The 18592-nt window shown below is 62.9% G+C and carries 19 protein-coding genes; 11 read left to right on the top strand and 8 right to left on the bottom strand.

Annotation, left to right across the window (positions count from 1 at the left end; translation table 11 throughout):
- Positions 1-226: 226 nt before the first annotated feature.
- The 6 genes from bfr (at position 227) to LFL96_RS06065 (ending at position 4476) form a co-directional block, all read left to right on the top strand.
- On the top strand, positions 227-706 hold the full coding sequence (bfr, locus tag LFL96_RS06090) for a bacterioferritin (RefSeq protein WP_280999178.1): 480 nt from the start codon (positions 227-229) through the stop codon (positions 704-706).
- Positions 707-926: 220 nt separating this feature from the next.
- Positions 927-1820, top strand: coding sequence for a glutamate racemase (gene murI / locus LFL96_RS06085; protein WP_280999176.1), 894 nt, complete (start codon positions 927-929; stop codon positions 1818-1820).
- A gap of 237 nt (positions 1821-2057) precedes the next feature.
- On the top strand, positions 2058-2294 hold the full coding sequence (locus tag LFL96_RS06080; RefSeq protein ID WP_280999174.1) for a (2Fe-2S)-binding protein: 237 nt from the start codon (positions 2058-2060) through the stop codon (positions 2292-2294).
- Between the two features lie 257 nt (positions 2295-2551).
- Positions 2552-3283 (top strand): energy transducer TonB, encoded by a 732-nt coding sequence (locus LFL96_RS06075; RefSeq protein ID WP_280999172.1) that lies wholly within the window; start codon positions 2552-2554, stop codon positions 3281-3283.
- A 26-nt stretch (positions 3284-3309) separates the two neighbouring features.
- A complete protein-coding gene (locus tag LFL96_RS06070) occupies positions 3310-4041 on the top strand; it encodes a MotA/TolQ/ExbB proton channel family protein (RefSeq protein ID WP_280999170.1) in 732 nt (243 codons plus the stop codon).
- A gap of 15 nt (positions 4042-4056) precedes the next feature.
- Positions 4057-4476: a biopolymer transporter ExbD gene (locus LFL96_RS06065; RefSeq protein ID WP_280999168.1), complete on the top strand. Its 420-nt coding sequence runs from the start codon at positions 4057-4059 to the stop codon at positions 4474-4476.
- Between the two features lie 426 nt (positions 4477-4902).
- On the opposite strand, the gene LFL96_RS06060 is transcribed toward LFL96_RS06065, so the two are convergent.
- Positions 4903-5889, bottom strand: a complete 987-nt coding sequence (locus LFL96_RS06060) for a LysR family transcriptional regulator (protein ID WP_280999166.1) — start codon at positions 5887-5889, stop codon at positions 4903-4905.
- 122 nt (positions 5890-6011) lie between these two features.
- On the opposite strand from LFL96_RS06060, the gene LFL96_RS06055 reads away from it, so the two are divergent.
- The 4 genes from LFL96_RS06055 (at position 6012) to LFL96_RS06040 (ending at position 8501) form a co-directional block, all read left to right on the top strand.
- Positions 6012-6890: a pirin family protein gene (locus LFL96_RS06055; protein ID WP_280999164.1), complete on the top strand. Its 879-nt coding sequence runs from the start codon at positions 6012-6014 to the stop codon at positions 6888-6890.
- A 193-nt stretch (positions 6891-7083) separates the two neighbouring features.
- Entirely contained in the window at positions 7084-7482 is a 399-nt protein-coding gene (locus LFL96_RS06050; RefSeq protein ID WP_280999162.1) for an OsmC family protein, read from the top strand.
- A 49-nt stretch (positions 7483-7531) separates the two neighbouring features.
- Entirely contained in the window at positions 7532-8014 is a 483-nt protein-coding gene (locus LFL96_RS06045) for an SRPBCC family protein (RefSeq protein WP_280999160.1), read from the top strand.
- Positions 8015-8240: 226 nt separating this feature from the next.
- The gene (locus LFL96_RS06040) at positions 8241-8501 is read left to right on the top strand and encodes a hemin uptake protein HemP (RefSeq protein WP_280999158.1); all 261 of its coding nucleotides are present in this window, start codon (positions 8241-8243) and stop codon (positions 8499-8501) included.
- A 277-nt stretch (positions 8502-8778) separates the two neighbouring features.
- On the opposite strand, the gene LFL96_RS06035 is transcribed toward LFL96_RS06040, so the two are convergent.
- The 5 genes from LFL96_RS06035 to uvrB form a co-directional block, all read right to left on the bottom strand.
- Positions 8779-10185 (bottom strand): 4Fe-4S binding protein, encoded by a 1407-nt coding sequence (locus LFL96_RS06035; protein ID WP_280999156.1) that lies wholly within the window; start codon positions 10183-10185, stop codon positions 8779-8781.
- Complete coding sequence (locus LFL96_RS06030) at positions 10182-11027, bottom strand: FTR1 family protein (RefSeq protein WP_280999154.1); 846 nt, start codon at positions 11025-11027, stop codon at positions 10182-10184. Before LFL96_RS06030 ends, LFL96_RS06035 begins: the two co-directional genes overlap by 4 nt.
- 69 nt (positions 11028-11096) lie before the next feature.
- Positions 11097-11435: a cupredoxin domain-containing protein gene (locus LFL96_RS06025; RefSeq protein WP_280999152.1), complete on the bottom strand. Its 339-nt coding sequence runs from the start codon at positions 11433-11435 to the stop codon at positions 11097-11099.
- A 162-nt stretch (positions 11436-11597) separates the two neighbouring features.
- Positions 11598-12146 (bottom strand): iron transporter, encoded by a 549-nt coding sequence (locus LFL96_RS06020; RefSeq protein WP_280999150.1) that lies wholly within the window; start codon positions 12144-12146, stop codon positions 11598-11600.
- Positions 12147-12644: 498 nt separating this feature from the next.
- Complete coding sequence (uvrB, locus tag LFL96_RS06015) at positions 12645-14735, bottom strand: excinuclease ABC subunit UvrB (RefSeq protein WP_280999148.1); 2091 nt, start codon at positions 14733-14735, stop codon at positions 12645-12647.
- A gap of 379 nt (positions 14736-15114) precedes the next feature.
- On the opposite strand from uvrB, the gene LFL96_RS06010 reads away from it, so the two are divergent.
- Complete coding sequence (locus LFL96_RS06010) at positions 15115-16314, top strand: amino acid aminotransferase (protein ID WP_280999146.1); 1200 nt, start codon at positions 15115-15117, stop codon at positions 16312-16314.
- 208 nt (positions 16315-16522) lie between these two features.
- Here the strand turns inward: LFL96_RS06010 and LFL96_RS06005 are convergent, their stop codons facing one another.
- Positions 16523-17761, bottom strand: a complete 1239-nt coding sequence (locus LFL96_RS06005; protein ID WP_280999144.1) for a patatin-like phospholipase family protein — start codon at positions 17759-17761, stop codon at positions 16523-16525.
- A gap of 10 nt (positions 17762-17771) precedes the next feature.
- Entirely contained in the window at positions 17772-18569 is a 798-nt protein-coding gene (locus LFL96_RS06000) for a 3-hydroxybutyrate dehydrogenase (protein ID WP_280999142.1), read from the bottom strand.
- Between the last annotated feature and the right edge of the window lie 23 nt (positions 18570-18592).

Genomic DNA, 18592 nt, shown 5'->3' with positions numbered 1-18592 from the left:
GATCGGCTCGCGGTTCGACTCGCTGATATCGACTCGCCGGCAGATTTGTCCGCCAGAACCGCAAGCCGGGGCCTCGTGCCCCGGCTTTTTTTCTGCTGAAATGAGAACGGTACTCATCACGCAAAATAACCTTCAAAATCAAGCATAAATCTGCATTTTTGCCTTGGCTTTTCGCGCTTCGCCGTTTATTGTTCTGGGAAATTCAAATCCCCTACAAGGACACAACATGCAAGGCGACAAGAAGGTCATCGAATATCTCAACGCCCAGTTGAAAAACGAACTGACCGCGATCAATCAATACTTCCTGCATGCACGCATGTATCGCCACTGGGGCCTCGAAAAACTCGGCAAGCACGAGTACGACGAGTCGATCGGCGAGATGAAGCACGCCGACTGGTTGATCGAACGCATTTTCATGCTCGACGGCCTGCCCAATCTGCAGGACCTGCACAAGCTGCTGATCGGCGAGGAAACGAAAGAGATCCTCGAATGCGATCTGAAGCTCGAACAGATTTCGCAGAGCACCTGCAAGGAAGCCATCGCCTATTGCGAATCGGTGCGCGATTTCATCTCGCGTGAACTCTTCACGAAGATTCTTGACGACACCGAAGAACACATCGACTGGCTCGAAACGCAGATCGATCTGATCGGCAAGGTCGGCATCCAGAACTACCAGCAAACCGCGATGGGCTCGATCGAGTCCTGATCGATTCAGGCTGTCACGACGCGCGGCGGCGCACGAGTGCTTGCGTTTTCGACGGCATTCGCCACGACCGGCGCCGCGCGGGCGATATACTTGCGCACCTTTCTGTTTTTGCGATGCTTCGCCGGGTTTGTGCCGGATCTTCGTCGGGTCGTGGTCGAATTTTCAACGCGACTTCGCCGTGACTTCGTCGAGCACCGCGCCACGCGAGTCCGTTTTGCCTATGTCCACCGAAACGCCGTCCCCGAGTGTTCGAACCGTTAGCGCCGACCTGAACGCGCAGGCGAATGCCGCGCCGGTCGGCATCTTCGATTCGGGGCTGGGCGGACTCTCGGTGTTGCGGGCGGTGCGCGCGCAACTGCCGGACGAAGCGCTACTGTATGTCGCCGACTCGCTGTACGCCCCCTACGGCGAACGCGACGACGACTTCATCGCCGACCGCACCCTCGCGATCGGCGAATGGCTGGTCAAGCAAGGCGCGAAGGCGCTGGTGGTCGCGTGCAACACGGCGACCGCGCAATCCATCGCGCTGGTGCGCGAAAAGCTGTCCATCCCGCTGATTGGCGTCGAACCGGGCATCAAGCCCGCTGCGCTGCAATCGAAAACGCGCGTCGCCGGTGTGCTCGCCACCCAGGTGACATTGCGTAGCGCGCGCTTTCAGGCGCTGCTCGACCGTTACGCCGCCGATTGCCGCTTTCTGTGCCAGCCGGGCCATGGTCTCGTGCAGGCGGTGGAGCGTTGCGACGTCGGTTCGGCCGAACTGCGCGCGCTGCTGCGCAGCTATCTCGAGCCCATGCTCGATGCGGGCGCCGACACACTGGTGCTCGGCTGCACCCACTACCCGTTCTTCGACGCGACGATCCGCGATCTGGTCGGCGACCGGCTGACGCTGATCGACACGAGCGTGGCGATCGCCCGCCAGCTCGAACGGGTGCTGGACCAGCACGGCCTGCGCGCCGCCACCGGCATCCCCGCCGCGCTCCCCCGCTTCTATTCCACCGACGACGGCCAGCACCAGAAGCAGCTCGCCGCCACCTTGCTGCACCTCGACGCCGAGGTCACACAAGTGGTCATCCCATCGCGCCGCACGGCCGCGCCGGATTCCCAGGCCGCATAAATCTGCCCAAGCCTGCCGTCTTTCGCGACGCGGGCGCGCCCGGCCCATCGCTTTCGAGCGATTTCTTGCGAAATCGGCCCCTGCATCACTTCAATAGCCCTACAAGCCGGTTTCCGACCTATAGACGAAACCCTTCTAAGAGTCTGGTTTTGTTACAAAAAATCATGCAGGACGCTTGCCAAACGCTCCAAACAAAATGATAATAATTCGCATTAACGTTAGCTATCGCGCCCTGCCATGATTGTGTGTGTCTGCAAGTCTGTTTCCGACCGAAAGATCCGTGCCTCGATCGCGGAAGGCATGGATTCGTTCGACGAGCTGCAATTCGAGCTCGGCGTCGCGTCCTGTTGCGGCAAGTGTGCCGAGTCGGTGCGCGATGTCATGATGCAAAGCGGCGTATGCGCGAGCCGCTGCGGTTTCGAGCACCACCCGCAGGCGGTACCGCTGACGTTTTACGAGCGCAAGGCCGCCTGAGGCCGCGCCACGGAGCGTTCGCCGTATCGCGAGCCGCCCCGCCGTTTCAGACGCTTCACGCTGCTTCACGTTTTATCCCACTGCCGTCAGCAAGCCAGTATCCGTACCAGCCAGCTACCCCCGCTCACCCGTCAAAGGAGTTTGAGATGGAATTGCTGATTGGTTTCGTGACTACTTTGTTCATCTCGCTGCTGATCTTCCGAACATGACGATGTCTTGTCTGACGCGCTGCCCCGGCGGCGCGCCACTCCGCTAACATGCAGGCCTCGCATACCGCATCAGCCGGCGTCACGCCGGCGTCATCCGTCCGAATGAATTCACGCGCGCTGACCGCGACCGCCGCGGTTGCGGCGATTCACATCGCGTTGCTGGCGGTGGTTCTGACCTTGCGTCACGACCCGGTCCAGCCGGTTCTCGAATCGCACGTCATGACCGCGCAGTTGCTGCCACCGGCGCCGGTCGCCGCGCCGGTTGCGCTGCAGTCGATCGCACCGCCGCCGCCCAAGCCGACGCCGCAGGTCCACGCCAAGCCCAAGGTCAAACCAACGCCGACACCCAAGCCGACTCCGACGCCGTTGCCGCAAGCCGCCGCACCGTCGCCGACGCCCGTGGCCGCGCCAGACCCGACGCCGCCCGCACCGGCTGCGCCAGCCGCGCCGCCGGTCGCCGCCGCGCCGCCTGCCGCGCGTCCGACAATGGAAATCACCGCGCCGAAAAACGTCTCGCACCTCGACTGCAACATCGTGAAGCCCGACTACCCGATGCTGTCGAAGCGTCGCGGCGAAACCGGCACCGCGTACGTGAAGTTCGTGGTCGGCCTGAGCGGCAGGATCGAAGACATCGAATTGAAGAAAAGCAGCGGCTTCAGCCGGCTCGACGACGCGGCCATCGCCGCCGTCCATGCGAGCACCTGCAAGCCCTATCTCGAGAACGGTCAGCCGGTTCGCGCGGCATACACCCAGCCTTACAACTTCAATCTCGACGATTGAAGCAGATTTCAAAACAAGGAATTGCAATGCAAAACTACGGATTGGCGCACGTGTGGGCGCAAGGGGATTTTGTGACGCGCGGTATCGCGCTCGCGCTGTTGATCATGTCGGTGATGTCGTGGAGCGTGATCGTCATCAAGGGCTGGAACGTGATGCGCCTGAAACGCCTCACGAAGAACGCCGAGCAGGCGTTCTGGCATTCCGACGATCTCGCCGACGGCGTGAAGAAACTCGGCGCCGAATCGTCGACGCCGCTCGACAACCCGTTCCTCGCGCTGGCGCTGTCGGGCCAGGAAGCGGCGGATCACCATCATCAGACGCAGCCGCATCTGCATGACCGCATGGACGTGTCCGACTGGGTCACGCGCTGCCTGAAGGACACCATGGACGAAAGCGTCGCGCGCATGCAGAGCGGCCTCGCGATTCTCGCGTCGATCGGCAGCACGGCGCCGTTCGTCGGTCTGTTCGGCACGGTGTGGGGCATCTATCACGCGCTGCTGGCCATCGGCGCGAGCGGCCAGTCGTCGATCGATCAGGTCGCGGGTCCGGTCGGCGAAGCGCTGATCATGACCGCGTTCGGTCTGTTCGTCGCGATTCCGGCGGTGCTCGGCTATAACGCGCTGACGCGCGCGAACAAGGCGATCGTCGCCAAGCTGAGCCGCTTCGCACACGGTCTGCACGCATTCTTCGTGACGGGCGCGCGCCTGTCGTCGTCCAAGCGCGGCGACGGCCTGCGTCTCGCGACCCGCGCCAACTGATCGACGAGGCACCGAATGGCAATGAGCCCCTTCGCCGGCGACGATGACGACGGCCTGATGAACGAAATCAACATGACGCCGCTCGTCGACGTGATGTTGGTTCTCCTGATCGTCTTCATGGTGACGATTCCGGTGATTCGTCATGCGGTCAAGATCGATCTGCCGCATGCAAGCAGTCAGAAGGAAGACACGAAGCCCGCGCAGGTCACGGTCGCGATCGACGCGGACGGCAACGTGCTGTGGGACGACCAGAAAGTCGACGAAGCCGCGCTGACCGCGAAGATCGCGCAAGCCGCGCAAACGGAGCCGCAACCGGAACTGCATCTCGACGCCGACCGCAAGGTGGCGTACGAGAAAGTGGCGCAGGTGATGTCGGCGGCGCAAGCCGGCGGCCTGACGAAGATCGGATTCGTGACCCAGCCGAAAAGCAAATGACGCCGCCGCGGCGCTTGCATGGTGCGACACGCCCCGCGCTTCGGCAGCGTCTTCGGAAAACGTGCAAATAGTCCTTGAAACAAGGGCTAAAAGTAAAAGGCCTTCATCGTCAGATGAAGGCCTTTTTTTGCGCGCACTCGGCGCCTTCGGGCGGCAGGACTACTTGCCATCGTTCGAAGTTTGATAGCTCGCGTCGTTGCATGCGACAGCCGTGATCGACACGGACAGCGCGGTCAGCCCTATCAGGCTCGCTATGATAGCGGCCATGAGTTTCCGCATAAGAGACTCCTTAGCGAAGGGATTTCAATATAGGTCCGGGAGCGCGCGCAAGCAAGGAAACGGTCATTGAAAGTACTCATGACAGGCCGCGCTTAAATGCTAAAAGCGATGCCGTGACATGAGCACAACTGCGCCTGCGCGCGCCGGCTAGGATGCGATCGCGAGCACCGGCCGCACCGCGGCCTTTTCCTCGCGCGCCGGACACTCGCCTGCAATATGCTTGCCCTCGTCCGGATCGAGCATTTCGACCAGATAATCGACGAATGCGCGCACCGCCGGCACCATGCCCTGGCGCGATACGAACACCGCGTACAACTGCGGCGTCGGGAAGGTCCAGCCGGGCATCACCGGCGACAACTGGCCGGCGCGCAGCGCGGCGCCGTACATCATTTCCGGCAACGCCGCGATGCCCACGCCGGACAACGCCGCCTCGCGAATCATCATCAGATCGGCGGTGACGAGCCGCGGCTCGTGTTCGTGCGCGTGGCGCGTGCCGTCGGGCGAGATCAGGTTGTAGACGTGGCGCCCGTCGCTGCTCGGGACGTCGAGCGTCTCGAAGCGGCTGAGGTCAGACGGCAGCAGCGGCGGCGCATTCTGCTGCAACAGGCTCGGCGCACCGACCAGCATCTGCTGGGTGCGCCACAGCGGCCGTACGACAATGTTGGCGTTTTCCGGCGGATCGGAACGCACGCGCAACGCGACGTCGATCGAATCCTCGAAGAGATCGACCACGCGATTGGTCACGCGCATCACCACGCGCACTTCCGGGTAGCGATGCATGAACTCCGGCAGGATCGTCGACAGAATGGTCTGCGAGACCGTCACCGGCACGCTTACGCGCACCGTGCCGCGCGGCGACGAGCGCAACTGCTGCACGACGTTGACGGCCGCCTGAGCCTCGCCGAGCATCGCCTGACAATGCTGATAGAACAGTTGGCCCGCCTCGGTGAGCGCCAGCTTGCGCGTGGAGCGCTGCAACAGCCGCACGCCGAGCGACGCCTCCAGCTCGGTCAGACGGCGCGACAAGCGCGATTTGGAGATGCCCAGCACGCGCTCGGCCGCGGAGAACCCGCCGTGTTCGACGACCTGGGAGAAATACATCAGGTCATTCAGATTGTGTGAATCGATCTTCATCTCATCGTTCCAGTAATAGAACAATCCATTGCGTGGCGGCGGCTGGCACGCCGTAAAACGGTCCCTATAATAGCTCCATGTTTCAAAAATAACGCTATTCCCCATTTTTTGAGGTGACTTTGATGAGCACGACCCGCACGATCGAACGCACGTTTCCAGCGGTTCGCACGACCGAGGGCGGCGGCTTTATCGTCCACCGTCCGTTCCCGACCCGTCTGCTGATGGATTTCGACCCGTTCCTGCTGCTCGACGAAATGGGCCCGATCGACTACGCGCCAGGCGAGGCCAAGGGCGCGCCCGACCATCCGCACCGCGGCTTCGAAACCGTCACGTATGTGCTGGAAGGCCAGTTCGGCCACAAGGACTCGGCGGGCCATTCCGGCACGCTGCACGCCGGCGACGTGCAATGGATGACCGCGGGTGCGGGCGTCGTGCACAGCGAAATGCCGGACCCGTCGTTCGTGCGCACGGGCGGCCGCGTGCATGGCCTGCAGTTATGGGTCAACCTGCCGCGCCGCGACAAGATGATCGCGCCGCGCTATCAGGAGATTCCGTCGTCCAGCATTCCGGTGGCGACCTCGGCGGATGGCCGGGTGCGCGTCAAGGTGATCGCCGGCGAAGCGCTCGGCGTGAAGGCCGCGATCGAGACGCGCACGCCGATTCTGTATCAGCATTTCACGCTGCAACCGGGCGCGACGATCCGCCAGCCGGTGCCGGCCGACTATCGCGTGTTCGCCTACAGCCTCGCGGGCAAGGGCTTGTATGGCGAAGGCGACGCACGCCAGGAAATCGACGCGCAAAAAATGGTCGTGTTCGAAAACGATGGCGATGCCGTCACGCTGACAGCCGGCGACGAACCGCTCGACGTACTGCTGCTCGGCGGCGTGCCGTTGAAGGAACCGGTGGTGCGCTATGGCCCGTTCGTGATGAACACGGAAGACGAAATCCGCCAGGCGGTGATCGACTATCAATCGGGACGCATGGGCGCAATCACGCATTGAATGCATGGAGCGGCGCGCAACGCCGCTCGCGTCGGCCGCCTCGGCCACCGCGCCCGCCTCTGCCCGCTCCCCACCGCCAACCCTGCCGATTTCGTTCACAATAGCGACTCATGCCGCGCGCCGCGCCGCCCTTTCCAGCCGTACGGAAACCGGCGCGATGCGCGGCGATTTCCGTCCCTGTTCAGGAGCGCGCATGGCAGAGTCCAACGTCACCGCCCACATCGGCTCGACGAATTTCCAGGTCCTTTTCGACGACGGTCGACACACGTGGTTCGCCGATGAACCCGAGTCGCTCGGCGGCGGCGATCGCGGCCCGGCGCCGGTGTCGCTGTTGCTGTCGAGCCTGGGCGCCTGCACGTCGATCACGCTGAAGATGTACGCGCAGCGCAAGGGCTGGCCCCTCGCCGACGTGCACGTGACGCTGTCGCTCGAAACCGGCGACGCCGGCACGACCATCGACCGCAAGATCGTGCTGGAAGGCGATCTGTCCGACGAGCAGCGGGAACGTCTCTTGCAAATCGCCAATGCGTGCCCAGTTCACAAGATCCTCACGCATCCGATCTCGATACGCTCGGGTCTCGCCGTCGCGTGACGTCGCCGCCGTATCGCGCATCGCAACGCTTTCATAGGAAGCCGTCGTTTTGAATTTCGAACACCTTATCCAGATCAACGATCCGTTGAATCCGTTTGTCGACTCGATGACCCGCGAGCAACTGTGGGAAGGTCTGGTGCTCCGCGCCGAACAGCCGCAGTTGTTCGTGATGGGCCTCGACAGCTGCACGATTCTGTCGCGCGAGGGCAATGTCATGGAACGCGAGCTGCATTACGGTCAGGCGACCGTGCGCGACCGCGTGACGTTGCAGGACAGTCAGAGCGTGCGCTACGACATCCTGCCGACGGCGGATCACGTCGGCGGTTCGCTGACCATGACCATCGAGCAGCCGGACGAATTGCAACTGTTCCTGCGCTTCGAATACGCGACGACACTGCCGGAATCGACCGATCCCGACGCGCATCAAACCCAGGAAATCGTCAAGTCGGCGTATCGCGAGAACGATATCGACACCGTGCGGCTGATCCGTCAGTATGTGCAGACCAGACAGGAACCGGGTTCCTTGCATTGAAGATCTTGAATGGACGCGGACGTGTGGTCCGCGTCTGTCCAACAACGCTGAACGATGCCACTCCGGCTGAAGTGGCCAGTCGCTTCCGCTTCCCCTTCACCCTCGTCTTCGTCCCACTTCCCACTTGCCTATCGAAACAGGAAACCGATCAATTTCTCTTTCTTGTAAATGGGAATAGTTATCATTTAGAATTAATCCATCGAATCGACGAACAGCAAAAATACGAATGACCGATCTCACGCGCCCTTCCACACTCAGCCTGCGCCGTCCGGCGGCCGCGCTGACCAGCCGCCCGAAAGCATCGGCGGCCCCGGCCCCCGCGGCGAAGCCCAGCGCGGAACGTGCCAACGGTTCGACCGGCGCGACGGAACGGGTCCTACGCAGCGATGCCTTGCTCCAAGGCAACAGCCACATCAGCATCCTGCACAACGGCGAGACCTATCAGTTGCGGGCAACGCGCCTCGGCAAGCTGATTCTGACGAAGTAACACCGAACACAGCAGTAAGTACCGGGTATTGTGGGGACCACCTCCTCGAGAGGTGTTAGGCATTAGCCAGCAACGACGGCTTGCACGTGAGAACTAGACCCCTTCGTGCAGACACCAAGCCAGCCGTCGCAGCCAGCCAGGCCGCTTTTTTGGTCCTCGCTCTAAGCGGCAACACGAAACGTCGTGTGTCGCGCATTCAGGAAATGACAAAGCCGTGAGATGGGTTTCCCTCTCACGGCTTTTTGTTGCCCGGCTGGTTTTTAGCAGCGGGGTCGGCTTACTTCGACGCCCAACCCCAGAACATCAACCACCACGCGCTATCGACCACGGCCAGCGCCGCGACGAACCACAGCATGGCGAGACCACGCCGCACGAAACGCTCGCTGTACCGGCGCGTGACGAGCCACGCGAGCCATGCGCTCCACAGGTTGGCAATCGCCAGAATCGCGATGCGCAAATCCGACGCCCACCACAGCGGCACATGTTCCGCGCGCAGCAGCGACAACGTCGTCGCGGATAGCCCAAGGAACACGCCGGCGCCGGCGATCGGAATCAGCGCCTGCGTCAAATGATGCAGACGTACCGCGCTAAAACGCCCGAGCATACGCGTCGCACCGGCCAGCAACAGCAGCAGCAGCGTCCCGTACACCAGGCCCGTCGCGAGGATGTAGCCGATCACCATCGAGCCGTCGAGCCACGAGAACACGTCGTTCTGCTCGGGGTAATGAGTGAACAGGAACCACGGCGCGTTGGTGTCGAGCGGCCAGGTGATGTCGTGATCGACCAGCCGCGTCGCGAAGAACATCTTCAGATCGACGAACCAGCGCGACGCAGTCCAGTGAAACGCGCCGATCGCGATGCCGAGCAGGCCGTACAGGATCAACGCGGTGTCCCAAGCATTCGCCTGCTTGTCGCCCATCTGCACCACTTCCGCCGACGGCGCACGCCACGTCAGCGCGACCGCATCGCGATGACCGCTGCAGCGGCCGCACATATGACAGTCGGACGCGCCCTTCATGTTGCGCAACGGCACCAGCGGCGCGCAATTGATCGGAATCACGCGATGCCCATGCTCGCCGTTCGTGTACGAACGGCGCCATGCCTCTTCATCGACCTTGTAGTGGAACGGCGCGAGACGCGCCAGTAGCGAAAAAACCCCGTTGACGGGGCAAAGATACTTGCACCAGACGCGCTTCTCGCGCCCATACAGCAAGCCGATGACGATCGCCGCGAAAGTCGAGCCGCCCAGCACCAGCAGCACGGCTTTCGGATACTGGTAGACGCTCACCATCTGGCCGTAGATCGTGGTGATGCCGAACGCGACGAATGGCCAGCCGCCCCAGCGCATCCAGCGCGGAATCGCCCAGCCGCGGCCGTATTTGCTGGCGAATTCGGCGAGCGCGCCTTCCGGACACAGCACGCCGCACCACACGCGCCCGAGCATCACCATCGACAGCAGCACGAACGGCCACCAGATGCCCCAGAACACGAACTGCGCGGCGAGCGTCAGATTGGTCCACAGGTGCGCGGTGTCGTCCGGCAGCGGCATCACCGCCGGCACGACGATCAGAAACGCGTACACGGCCACCACGATCCACTGGATGCCGCGAATCACGGCACCGTGGCGCTGCATCCATTGCCCGGCCGCCGCGAGGCGACCAGGGCGGGACATCACGCTGCTCATGCCGCGCGCCCCGCCGCCTGCTGCGCCGGCTTGCGATTCGCGCGCCGCACCAGCAGATAGACGACGGCCCAATACACCGCGTACGCGAGCAGGTTCATCAACGCCGGATGCGCGCGATAACCGGTGAGCGTCGCGACCAGCGAACCGAAGGTGCTCGAATCGTCGAGAATCGCCGACGAATTCCACATCTGGTCGACGAGCGTCGGCAGGAATTCCTTGTCGATCAGCTTGTCGACGCCGGTCTGGAACAGACCCGCGCCAAGAAACAGCAGCATGATTTCGGTGATGCGGAAAAAGAGCCGCCACGAAAAGAATTTGCCGCCCAGTTGCAGCACGTAGAAGGTCAGGAACGCGAGACCGAGGCCGATCACGACCGCGAGCATCTGACTGCCGTCCACATGACCGGACTGGCCGAAGCCGAGACCGTAGAGGAAGATCACCGTCTCGCTGCCTTCGCGCGCGATCGCCAACGCCACCAGCAACGCGACGCCCCACCAGTTCGAATCGCGTTGACTCTTCGCGAGCGACTGCTCCATGTCCCGTTTGAGCGAGCGGCCGTGCTGCTTCATCCACAACACCATCTGCACGATCAGCACGCAGGCGACCAGCACCATCGCGGTCTGGAAATAATCCTGCGCGTCACCGGATAGCACCTCGGTGAAGCCGACCAGCGCCGCGCCGAGCGCGATGGCGGCGATCACGCCCGCCGCCACACCGCCCCACAGGTACGGCAAGCCGCGGCGCGCGTCGTCGTCGCCATTTTTCAGCCATGCGTACAGGATGCCGACGACCAGCAGCGCCTCGACACTCTCCCGCCACACGATAAATAGAATCTGACCCATCCGGTTTTCCTCCACGACTGCGGCGAGCGCAACGCCGCCGGTGACGGCGCACGCCCGCATTTCAATCCGCTACTTCGCGACGATCACGCCCTGCGCCTGCTGGTGGAAATCGTCGAAAAACTTGTATTCGCCCGGTTCGAGCGGCGCGATCACGACGAACGAATCGGCGCCCGGCGCCAATACCTTCTCCTTGCGCAACTGCACGCTTTCGAATTCGGCCGCGCCCTTGCCGGTGTTGCGGACTTCGATCTTGATGCGCTGCCCCGCCGGCACTTCGATGCGGGCCGGGTTCAGCTTGCCGTCGTTCATTTCCAGCTTGAAGGTCGGCAGGTCGGCTGCCTGCGCTACCTGCGCCACACCCGCCAGCAGGAGGGCGCCGGCAAGCGCGATCGTTCGATGAATTCTCATTGGCCTTTCCGGAAAACGCGGCGCGCCGGGAAACGGATTCCGGCGCGCCGTCTGCTGCATTCATTCAAGGCTGGCGGTCGCATTTCGGTGCAGGTGCAGACCAGGTGCAACCACGCACGTACATGCTCCAGCCACAGCGCTCAGGCGATGCTCAGGCAAGACTTAGTAGCCGCCCTTCTTGCCGATGCCCGCGAACGTGAAATCGTATTCGAGCGTGATCGGCTTGAACCACGGACCCACGCCGGTTTCCTTGTCGACGTGACGGCCGAACGCCATGTGGCCGGTTTGCATCGGCGCTTCGACGATCATCTTCAGGTGGTATTTGCCCGGGCCTTGCAGCTTGACGTTGTCGCCGTAGTGCGGGCCGTCGTTGGCGACCATCGCCATCATGTCGCCCTTCTGCGTCTGGTTCGAGCCGGCCTTGGTCAGCTCGTAGCGCACCTGCAGGTACGGCATCCAGTCGCCTTCCGCGAAACCGGTCGGATTGTTCTTGACCGCGTGAATGTCGGCTTCCAGATGGATGTCCGAGTCCGACGCCTTGCGCATCATGCCTTCGGGTTCCATCGTGATGGGTTGCAGGTAGACGGCGCCGATTTCCATGCCGCCCTGAATCTGCTGCTTGCCGATCGGGTATTCGGCGGCCGTTGCCGAAAGCGCCGCGACCGTGGCTACTGCTGCTGCGCCGCCGCGCACGAATGAAGAAATCCGCATCGAAACTCCTTGTTTTTATCAGACGAGACTGGAATGGAAAGCCGTTGGAACTGGAGGTTCGCGCCTGTTCCGGCGAGTGCCGCGACCTTTCAGATCAGCGACCCATCGTAAGCAAATCGCATACCGGAACGTTAATGCGAACCATTCTCAATATTGGGCGAGTTTATCATCGATCGCTAGCTGGAACAAATCAGGCCGTGCGCAAAGCCTTGTGGCAGCAGGGGTCTTAAGGTTTTCTTAAGCAAAGGCTACAGCGGTCGCGCGATGCCGCGACGGCGGCGCGTCGGGCGGTTGTCGGTACCTGGCGGGATTGTGTAGGGCGGATGTCGGCGCGATGTCGGCTACGCGCAAGTGGAGGTTCAAGCGCGCGGTTTCAGGCGAGGCATCGCGGGCGGCCGGCCCAATAAAAAAGGCGCGGCGATCAGCCGCGCCCCGAAGCGCTCATGCCAACTTACGCGATGTCGGCGAAGTACGTGACGTTGGTGACGTAAGCGACGCTCAAACGCCCGACACGTGATCGCCGACGTTCGCGCCGAATACGCGCTGACGCAGCAACGCCAACTGATCGCGAGTCTGCGCGGCCTTCTCGAACTCGAGATTCTTCGCGTGCTCCATCATCTGCTTCTCGAGGCGCTTGATTTCCTTCGCGAGCTGCTTCTCGGACATGTCCTCGAATTTCGCGCGGGTCTGCTGTTCCTTCAGTTCGGCGCGCGCGTCGTCGACGTTGTACACGCCGTCGATAATGTCGCGGATCCGCTTCACCACCCCGCGCGGCGTGATCCCGTTGGCGAGGTTGAAGGCGATCTGCTTCGCGCGCCGCCGTTCGGTTTCGTCGATCGCGCGGCGCATCGAGTCGGTCACCTTGTCCGCGTACAGGATCGCCTTGCCGTTCACGTTACGCGCCGCCCGGCCGATGGTCTGGATCAGCGAGCGCTCGGCGCGCAGGAAGCCTTCCTTGTCCGCGTCGAGAATCGCGACCAGCGATACCTCCGGAATATCCAGGCCCTCGCGCAGCAGGTTGATCCCGACCAGCACGTCGAACGTGCCCAGACGCAGATCGCGGATGATTTCGACCCGCTCGACCGTATCGATGTCGCTATGCAGATAGCGCACCTTGACGCCGTGATCGGCCAGGAACTCGGTCAACTGCTCGGCCATGCGCTTGGTCAGCACCGTCACCAGCACACGGTCGCCGGCCTTGACGCGCTCGTTGATCTCGCCGAGCACGTCGTCGACCTGGCTACGCGCGGGCCGCACCTCGATTTCCGGATCGACGAGACCGGTTGGCCGCACCAGCTGTTCGGCCACCTGCCCCGCGGTCTTTTTCTCGTAATCGGCCGGCGTGGCCGACACGAACACGACCTGGCGCATCTTGCGCTCGAACTCGTTGAACTTGAGCGGCCGGTTATCCAGCGCCGACGGCAACCGGAACCCGTAATCGACCAGGTTTTCCTTGCGCGCGCGGTCGCCGTTGTACATGCCGTTCAACTGCCCGATCAGCACGTGCGACTCGTCGAGCAGCATGATCGCGTCCGGCGGCAGGTAGTCGACCAGCGTGGGCGGCGGCTCGCCGGGCGCCGCGCCCGAAAAATGCCGCGAGTAATTCTCGATGCCCTTGCAGAAACCGAGCTCCTGCAACATCTCCAGATCGAAGCGGGTGCGCTGCTCGAGCCGCTGCGCTTCGACCAGCTTGCCGTCGCTATAGAAGAATTCGAGCCGCTCGCGCAACTCGCTCTTGATGGTTTCGACCGCGCGCACCACGGTGTCGCGCGGCGTCACATAGTGCGACGACGGATACACGGTGAAGCGCGGAATCTTCTGCCGCACGCGGCCGGTGAGCGGATCGAACAGTTGCAGCGTCTCGACTTCGTCGTCGAACAGCTCGACGCGCACCGCCATCTCGGCATGTTCGGCCGGGAAAATGTCGATGGTGTCGCCGCGCACCCGGAACGAGCCGCGCTGGAAATCGGCCTCGTTGCGGTTGTACTGCATCGCGATCAGCCGCGCGATCACGTCGCGCTGGCCGAGTTTGTCGCCGGTGCGCAGCGTCAGGATCATCTGGTGGTATTCGGACGGATTGCCGATACCGTAGATCGCCGACACGGTCGCCACGATCACCACGTCGCGCCGCTCCATCAGGCTCTTGGTGGCCGACAGCCGCATCTGCTCGATGTGCTCGTTGATCGACGAATCCTTTTCGATGAACAGATCGCGCTGCGGCACGTACGCTTCTGGCTGGTAGTAGTCGTAGTACGAAACGAAGTACTCGACCGCGTTGCGCGGGAAGAACTCGCGGAACTCCGAGTAGAGCTGCGCGGCGAGCGTCTTGTTCGGCGCGAACACGATAGCTGGGCGGCCGAGCCGCGCGATCGTGTTGGCCATCGTGAAGGTCTTGCCGGAGCCGGTCACGCCGAGCAGCGTCTGGAACGACAGGCCGTCCTCGACGCCTTCGACGAGCGTGTCGATCGCCGTGGGCTGATCGCCGGCCGGCGGATACGGCTGATAAAGCTGGAACGGCGAGCCTTCGAAGGTGACGAATTTCGATTCGTCGAGCGCGTCGTCGGCTTCAGTCAGATGTTGTTCGGACATGGGGAGCGGCATCGGGCCTTGGGCAAAGGATCATTCTAACGGGTTGCGGGAAGCCGGGCGGAGCGGGTCGGCGGAGCGTGCCGAATACGCGGTCGTGGTCTCGGGCGCGCGTGCATTTGGCCGTGTCGGCGGCCGCTGCGCGGCTTTTCCGGCGGGGATGGGTCATCCTCACATGGCACTGGAATGCCTGTTTTTCAAGCAATTAATTGGCCGCGGCAGGCTGCGGCGCCCGAAAAACGCCCATGAATTCGTTACAATACGAAGTTGCGCTCGCTCGCGGCCGTCCATCGCCCGCCGGTGTTTTTCATCAGACGCCGCCGTCCGGACCGCATCGCGCTCGAAGCCGCCGTCCTTCTTTCACTACTGCTGCCCACCCATCATGTCTCTGTTCTCCGCCGTCGAACTTGCTCCCCGCGACCCGATTCTGGGCCTGAACGAAGCTTTTAACGCCGATGCGCGCACCACCAAGGTCAACCTTGGCGTCGGCGTGTACTTCAATGAAGAAGGCAAGATTCCGCTGCTGCGCGCCGTGCGCGACGCCGAGCGCGCGCGCGTCGAAGCCGCGCTGCCGCGCGGTTATCTGCCGATCGAAGGGATCGCCGCCTACGACGCCGCCGTTCAGACGCTGCTGCTCGGCAACGACTCGGCGCTGATCGCGGCCGGCCGTGTCGTGACGGCGCAGGCGCTTGGCGGCACCGGCGCGCTGAAGATCGGCGCGGACTTCCTGAAGCGCCTGAACCCGAACACGAAGGTCGCAATCAGCGATCCGAGCTGGGAAAACCACCGCGCGCTGTTCGAAGGCGCCGGCTTCGAAGTCGTGTCGTACCCGTACTACGACGCAGCCACGCACGGCGTGAACTTCGAAGGCATGCTGAGCGCGCTGAACGGCTACGCGGCCGGCACGGTCGTCGTGCTGCACGCGTGCTGCCATAACCCGACCGGCGTGGATCTGAGCGTCGAGCAATGGAAGCAGGTCGTCGAAGTCGTCAAGGCGCGCAATCTGGTGCCGTTCCTCGACATCGCCTATCAGGGTTTCGGCGACAACATCGAAGCGGACGCGGCAGCAGTGCGCCTGTTCACTGCATCGGAACTGAACGTGTTCGTATCGTCGTCGTTCTCGAAGTCGTTCTCGTTGTACGGCGAGCGTATCGGCGCGCTGTCCATCATCACGTCGAGCAAGGAAGAAGCCGGCCGCGTGCTGTCGCAACTGAAGCGCGTGATCCGCACGAACTACTCGAACCCGCCGACGCACGGCGGCTCGGTGGTCGCCGCGGTGCTGGCGTCGCCGGAACTGCGCGCGACGTGGGAAACGGAGCTCGGCGAAATGCGCGATCGCATCCGCGCCATGCGTGACGGTCTGGTCGAGCGTCTGAAGGCAAGCGGCGTGGATCGCGACTTCAGCTTCGTGAACGCGCAGCGCGGCATGTTCTCGTACTCGGGCCTGACGGCGCCGCAAGTGGACCGTTTGCGTGAAGAGTTCGGCATTTACGCCGTCAGCACGGGTCGTATCTGCGTGGCTGCGCTGAACACGCGCAACCTCGACGCGGTGGCGAACGCGATCGCTCACGTGCTGAAGTAATAGGCAGATGCCGGTACGCGCGTCGATCGACGCGTGTTTCCGGATCGCAGGTAAAAAAACGGCGCCCTGAAATTTCAGGGCGCCGTTTTTCGTTTTGGGGCTTGTGTGTTTGCGAATGGGCGGGTTTGCGAATGGGCGATGTGTCCGTTCGTTTATCGCCTTTGCCGCGTTTGTCGCGTCCTTGCTCGCCCCACCTACCCGTCTTCGCTCAACGCGAATCCCGATGGATATCGTGCGTGACGAATCCCGCATCGTTATCCGGCATCTCCAGCCAGTCGGGCTGCGCAAGCGAACGCTGGATATCTTCGAGGCCGCTTTGCCAGTGCTCGCGCATGGTCGACAGGCCGAACTGGAAGTCCTTGAAATGCCCTTCGTACTCTTTCTGCCGGTAGATCAGGTGGATCACGTTGTAGCGCTTCGAGCACGATAGATCGTCGGCCATCTTGCACCACGGGTCGTTGCGCGACTCGGCCGGGACACGATCCAGCACCTCGCGCAGCACGTGCCGGAACCGTTGCGAACGTTGCAGCATGTCGGTCACGAGACGCGTGCGGCTCGAATACTGAATGTCCTTCATGCGCCCTTGAACGTCGGTGATGTTATCCGGCACCGGCCCGATCGCGCTCCACAGGTCGACCTGGAACGCGAGCGTATCGCGCCGCGGCGTGGACTGAATCACTTCGTAGAGCGGCGTATTCGACATCAGGCCGCCGTCCCAGTAATACTGGCCGTCGATCTCCACCGCCGCGAAGCCCGGCGGCAACGCACCCGACGCCATGAAGTGCTCGGGCCGCAGCGTGATGTGCGTGTTGTCGAAGTACGCGAAATTCCCCGTGCCGCAATTCACCGCGCCCACCGACACGCGCATCTCCCGCGAATTGATGCGGTCGAAATCGCACAGCGCTTCGAGCGTGGCTTTCAGGGGCGTGGTGTCGTAGTAGCTTGCCATTTGCGGCGGCCCGGACACGGTGGGCAACGGCGGTGGAAAGCGCGGAACGAAAAAGCCCTTCTGTCCTTCGACGATCGCACCCAACGCCTGAGTGGCCGTGAACGCCTTGCGCACCGCCTCGCTGGAATTGAACAGCGCGTGTTCGACGGAAGGCGGCAACGGAAAACCGAACGCCGGCTGGCAGATCGTTTCCCAGAATTGCAGCAACCGCTCGACGCGCTTCTCCGGCGGATTACCGGCGATGATCGCCGTGTTCAACGCGCCGATCGAAATCCCCGCCAGCCAGTTAGGCTCGATGCCGGCTTCGTAAAGCCCTTGATAGACGCCGGCCTGGTAAGCGCCCAACGCGCCACCGCCTTGCAGCAACACCGCGACGGTTTCGTAATGGGGCACATGAAGGTGCCGGCCCGGATGCGCGGAGGGCGCCGGACCGGCGCCCTCGCCTTCCCCGTCGCCGGGCGCACCCACGCGCGCCCGCTTCAGATTGCGTTGCGCCATGGGCGGCTCCTTATTGCATGTACCAGCCGTGGCTCACAATGAAGGACTGGCCGGTCAGCGCCGCCGTCGGGAACGTGGAGAGGAACAGGACCGTCTGCGCGACGTCTTCCACCGTGGTGAAGATGCCGTCCACCGTGCCGCCCAGCATCACGCGCTTGACCACGTCTTCCTCGCTGATGCCGAGTTCCTTGGCCTGCTCGGGAATCTGCTTGTCGACGAGCGGCGTGCGCACGAAACCCGGACACACCACATGCGAGCGCACGTTGTGCTTCGCGCCTTCCTTCGCCAGCACGCGCGACAGTCCCAGCAACGCATGCTTGGCCGTCACATAAGCGGATTTCAGCGGCGATGCTTCGTGCGAATGGACCGAACCCATGTAGATCACGATGCCGCCGCGATCGTCCTTGTACATGTGCTTGAGCGCGGCCTTGGTGGTAAGGAACGCGCCATCCACGTGAATCGCCTGCATTTTCTTCCAATCGGAAAACGAATAGTTTTCGATCGGATTAACGATCTGAATGCCGGCGTTGGAGATCAGGATATCGACCGAACCGAGTTCGGCCGCGACCTTGTCGATGCCCTGGTTGACGGCGTCCTCGTTCGTGACGTCCATTGCCACGCCGATCGCCTTGCCGCCACCTTTTTTGATTTCCTCAGCGACGGCGTTCGCGCCGTCCTGGTTCAGGTCGGCGATCGCGACCGCCGCGCCCGCCGCGGACAGCGTGAGGGCGATCTGTTTGCCGATGCCGCTCGCGGCGCCGGTGACGACCGCGACCTTGCCATTCAGATTCGTGTTCAGTGACGACATCCAGAACCTCCGTGCAGTTGATG

Origin of the sequence: Paraburkholderia sp. D15, assembly GCF_029910215.1 — a bacterium.
In the GTDB taxonomy this organism is placed as follows: domain Bacteria; phylum Pseudomonadota; class Gammaproteobacteria; order Burkholderiales; family Burkholderiaceae; genus Paraburkholderia.
This window is presented reverse-complemented; position numbering and strand designations above follow the sequence as displayed.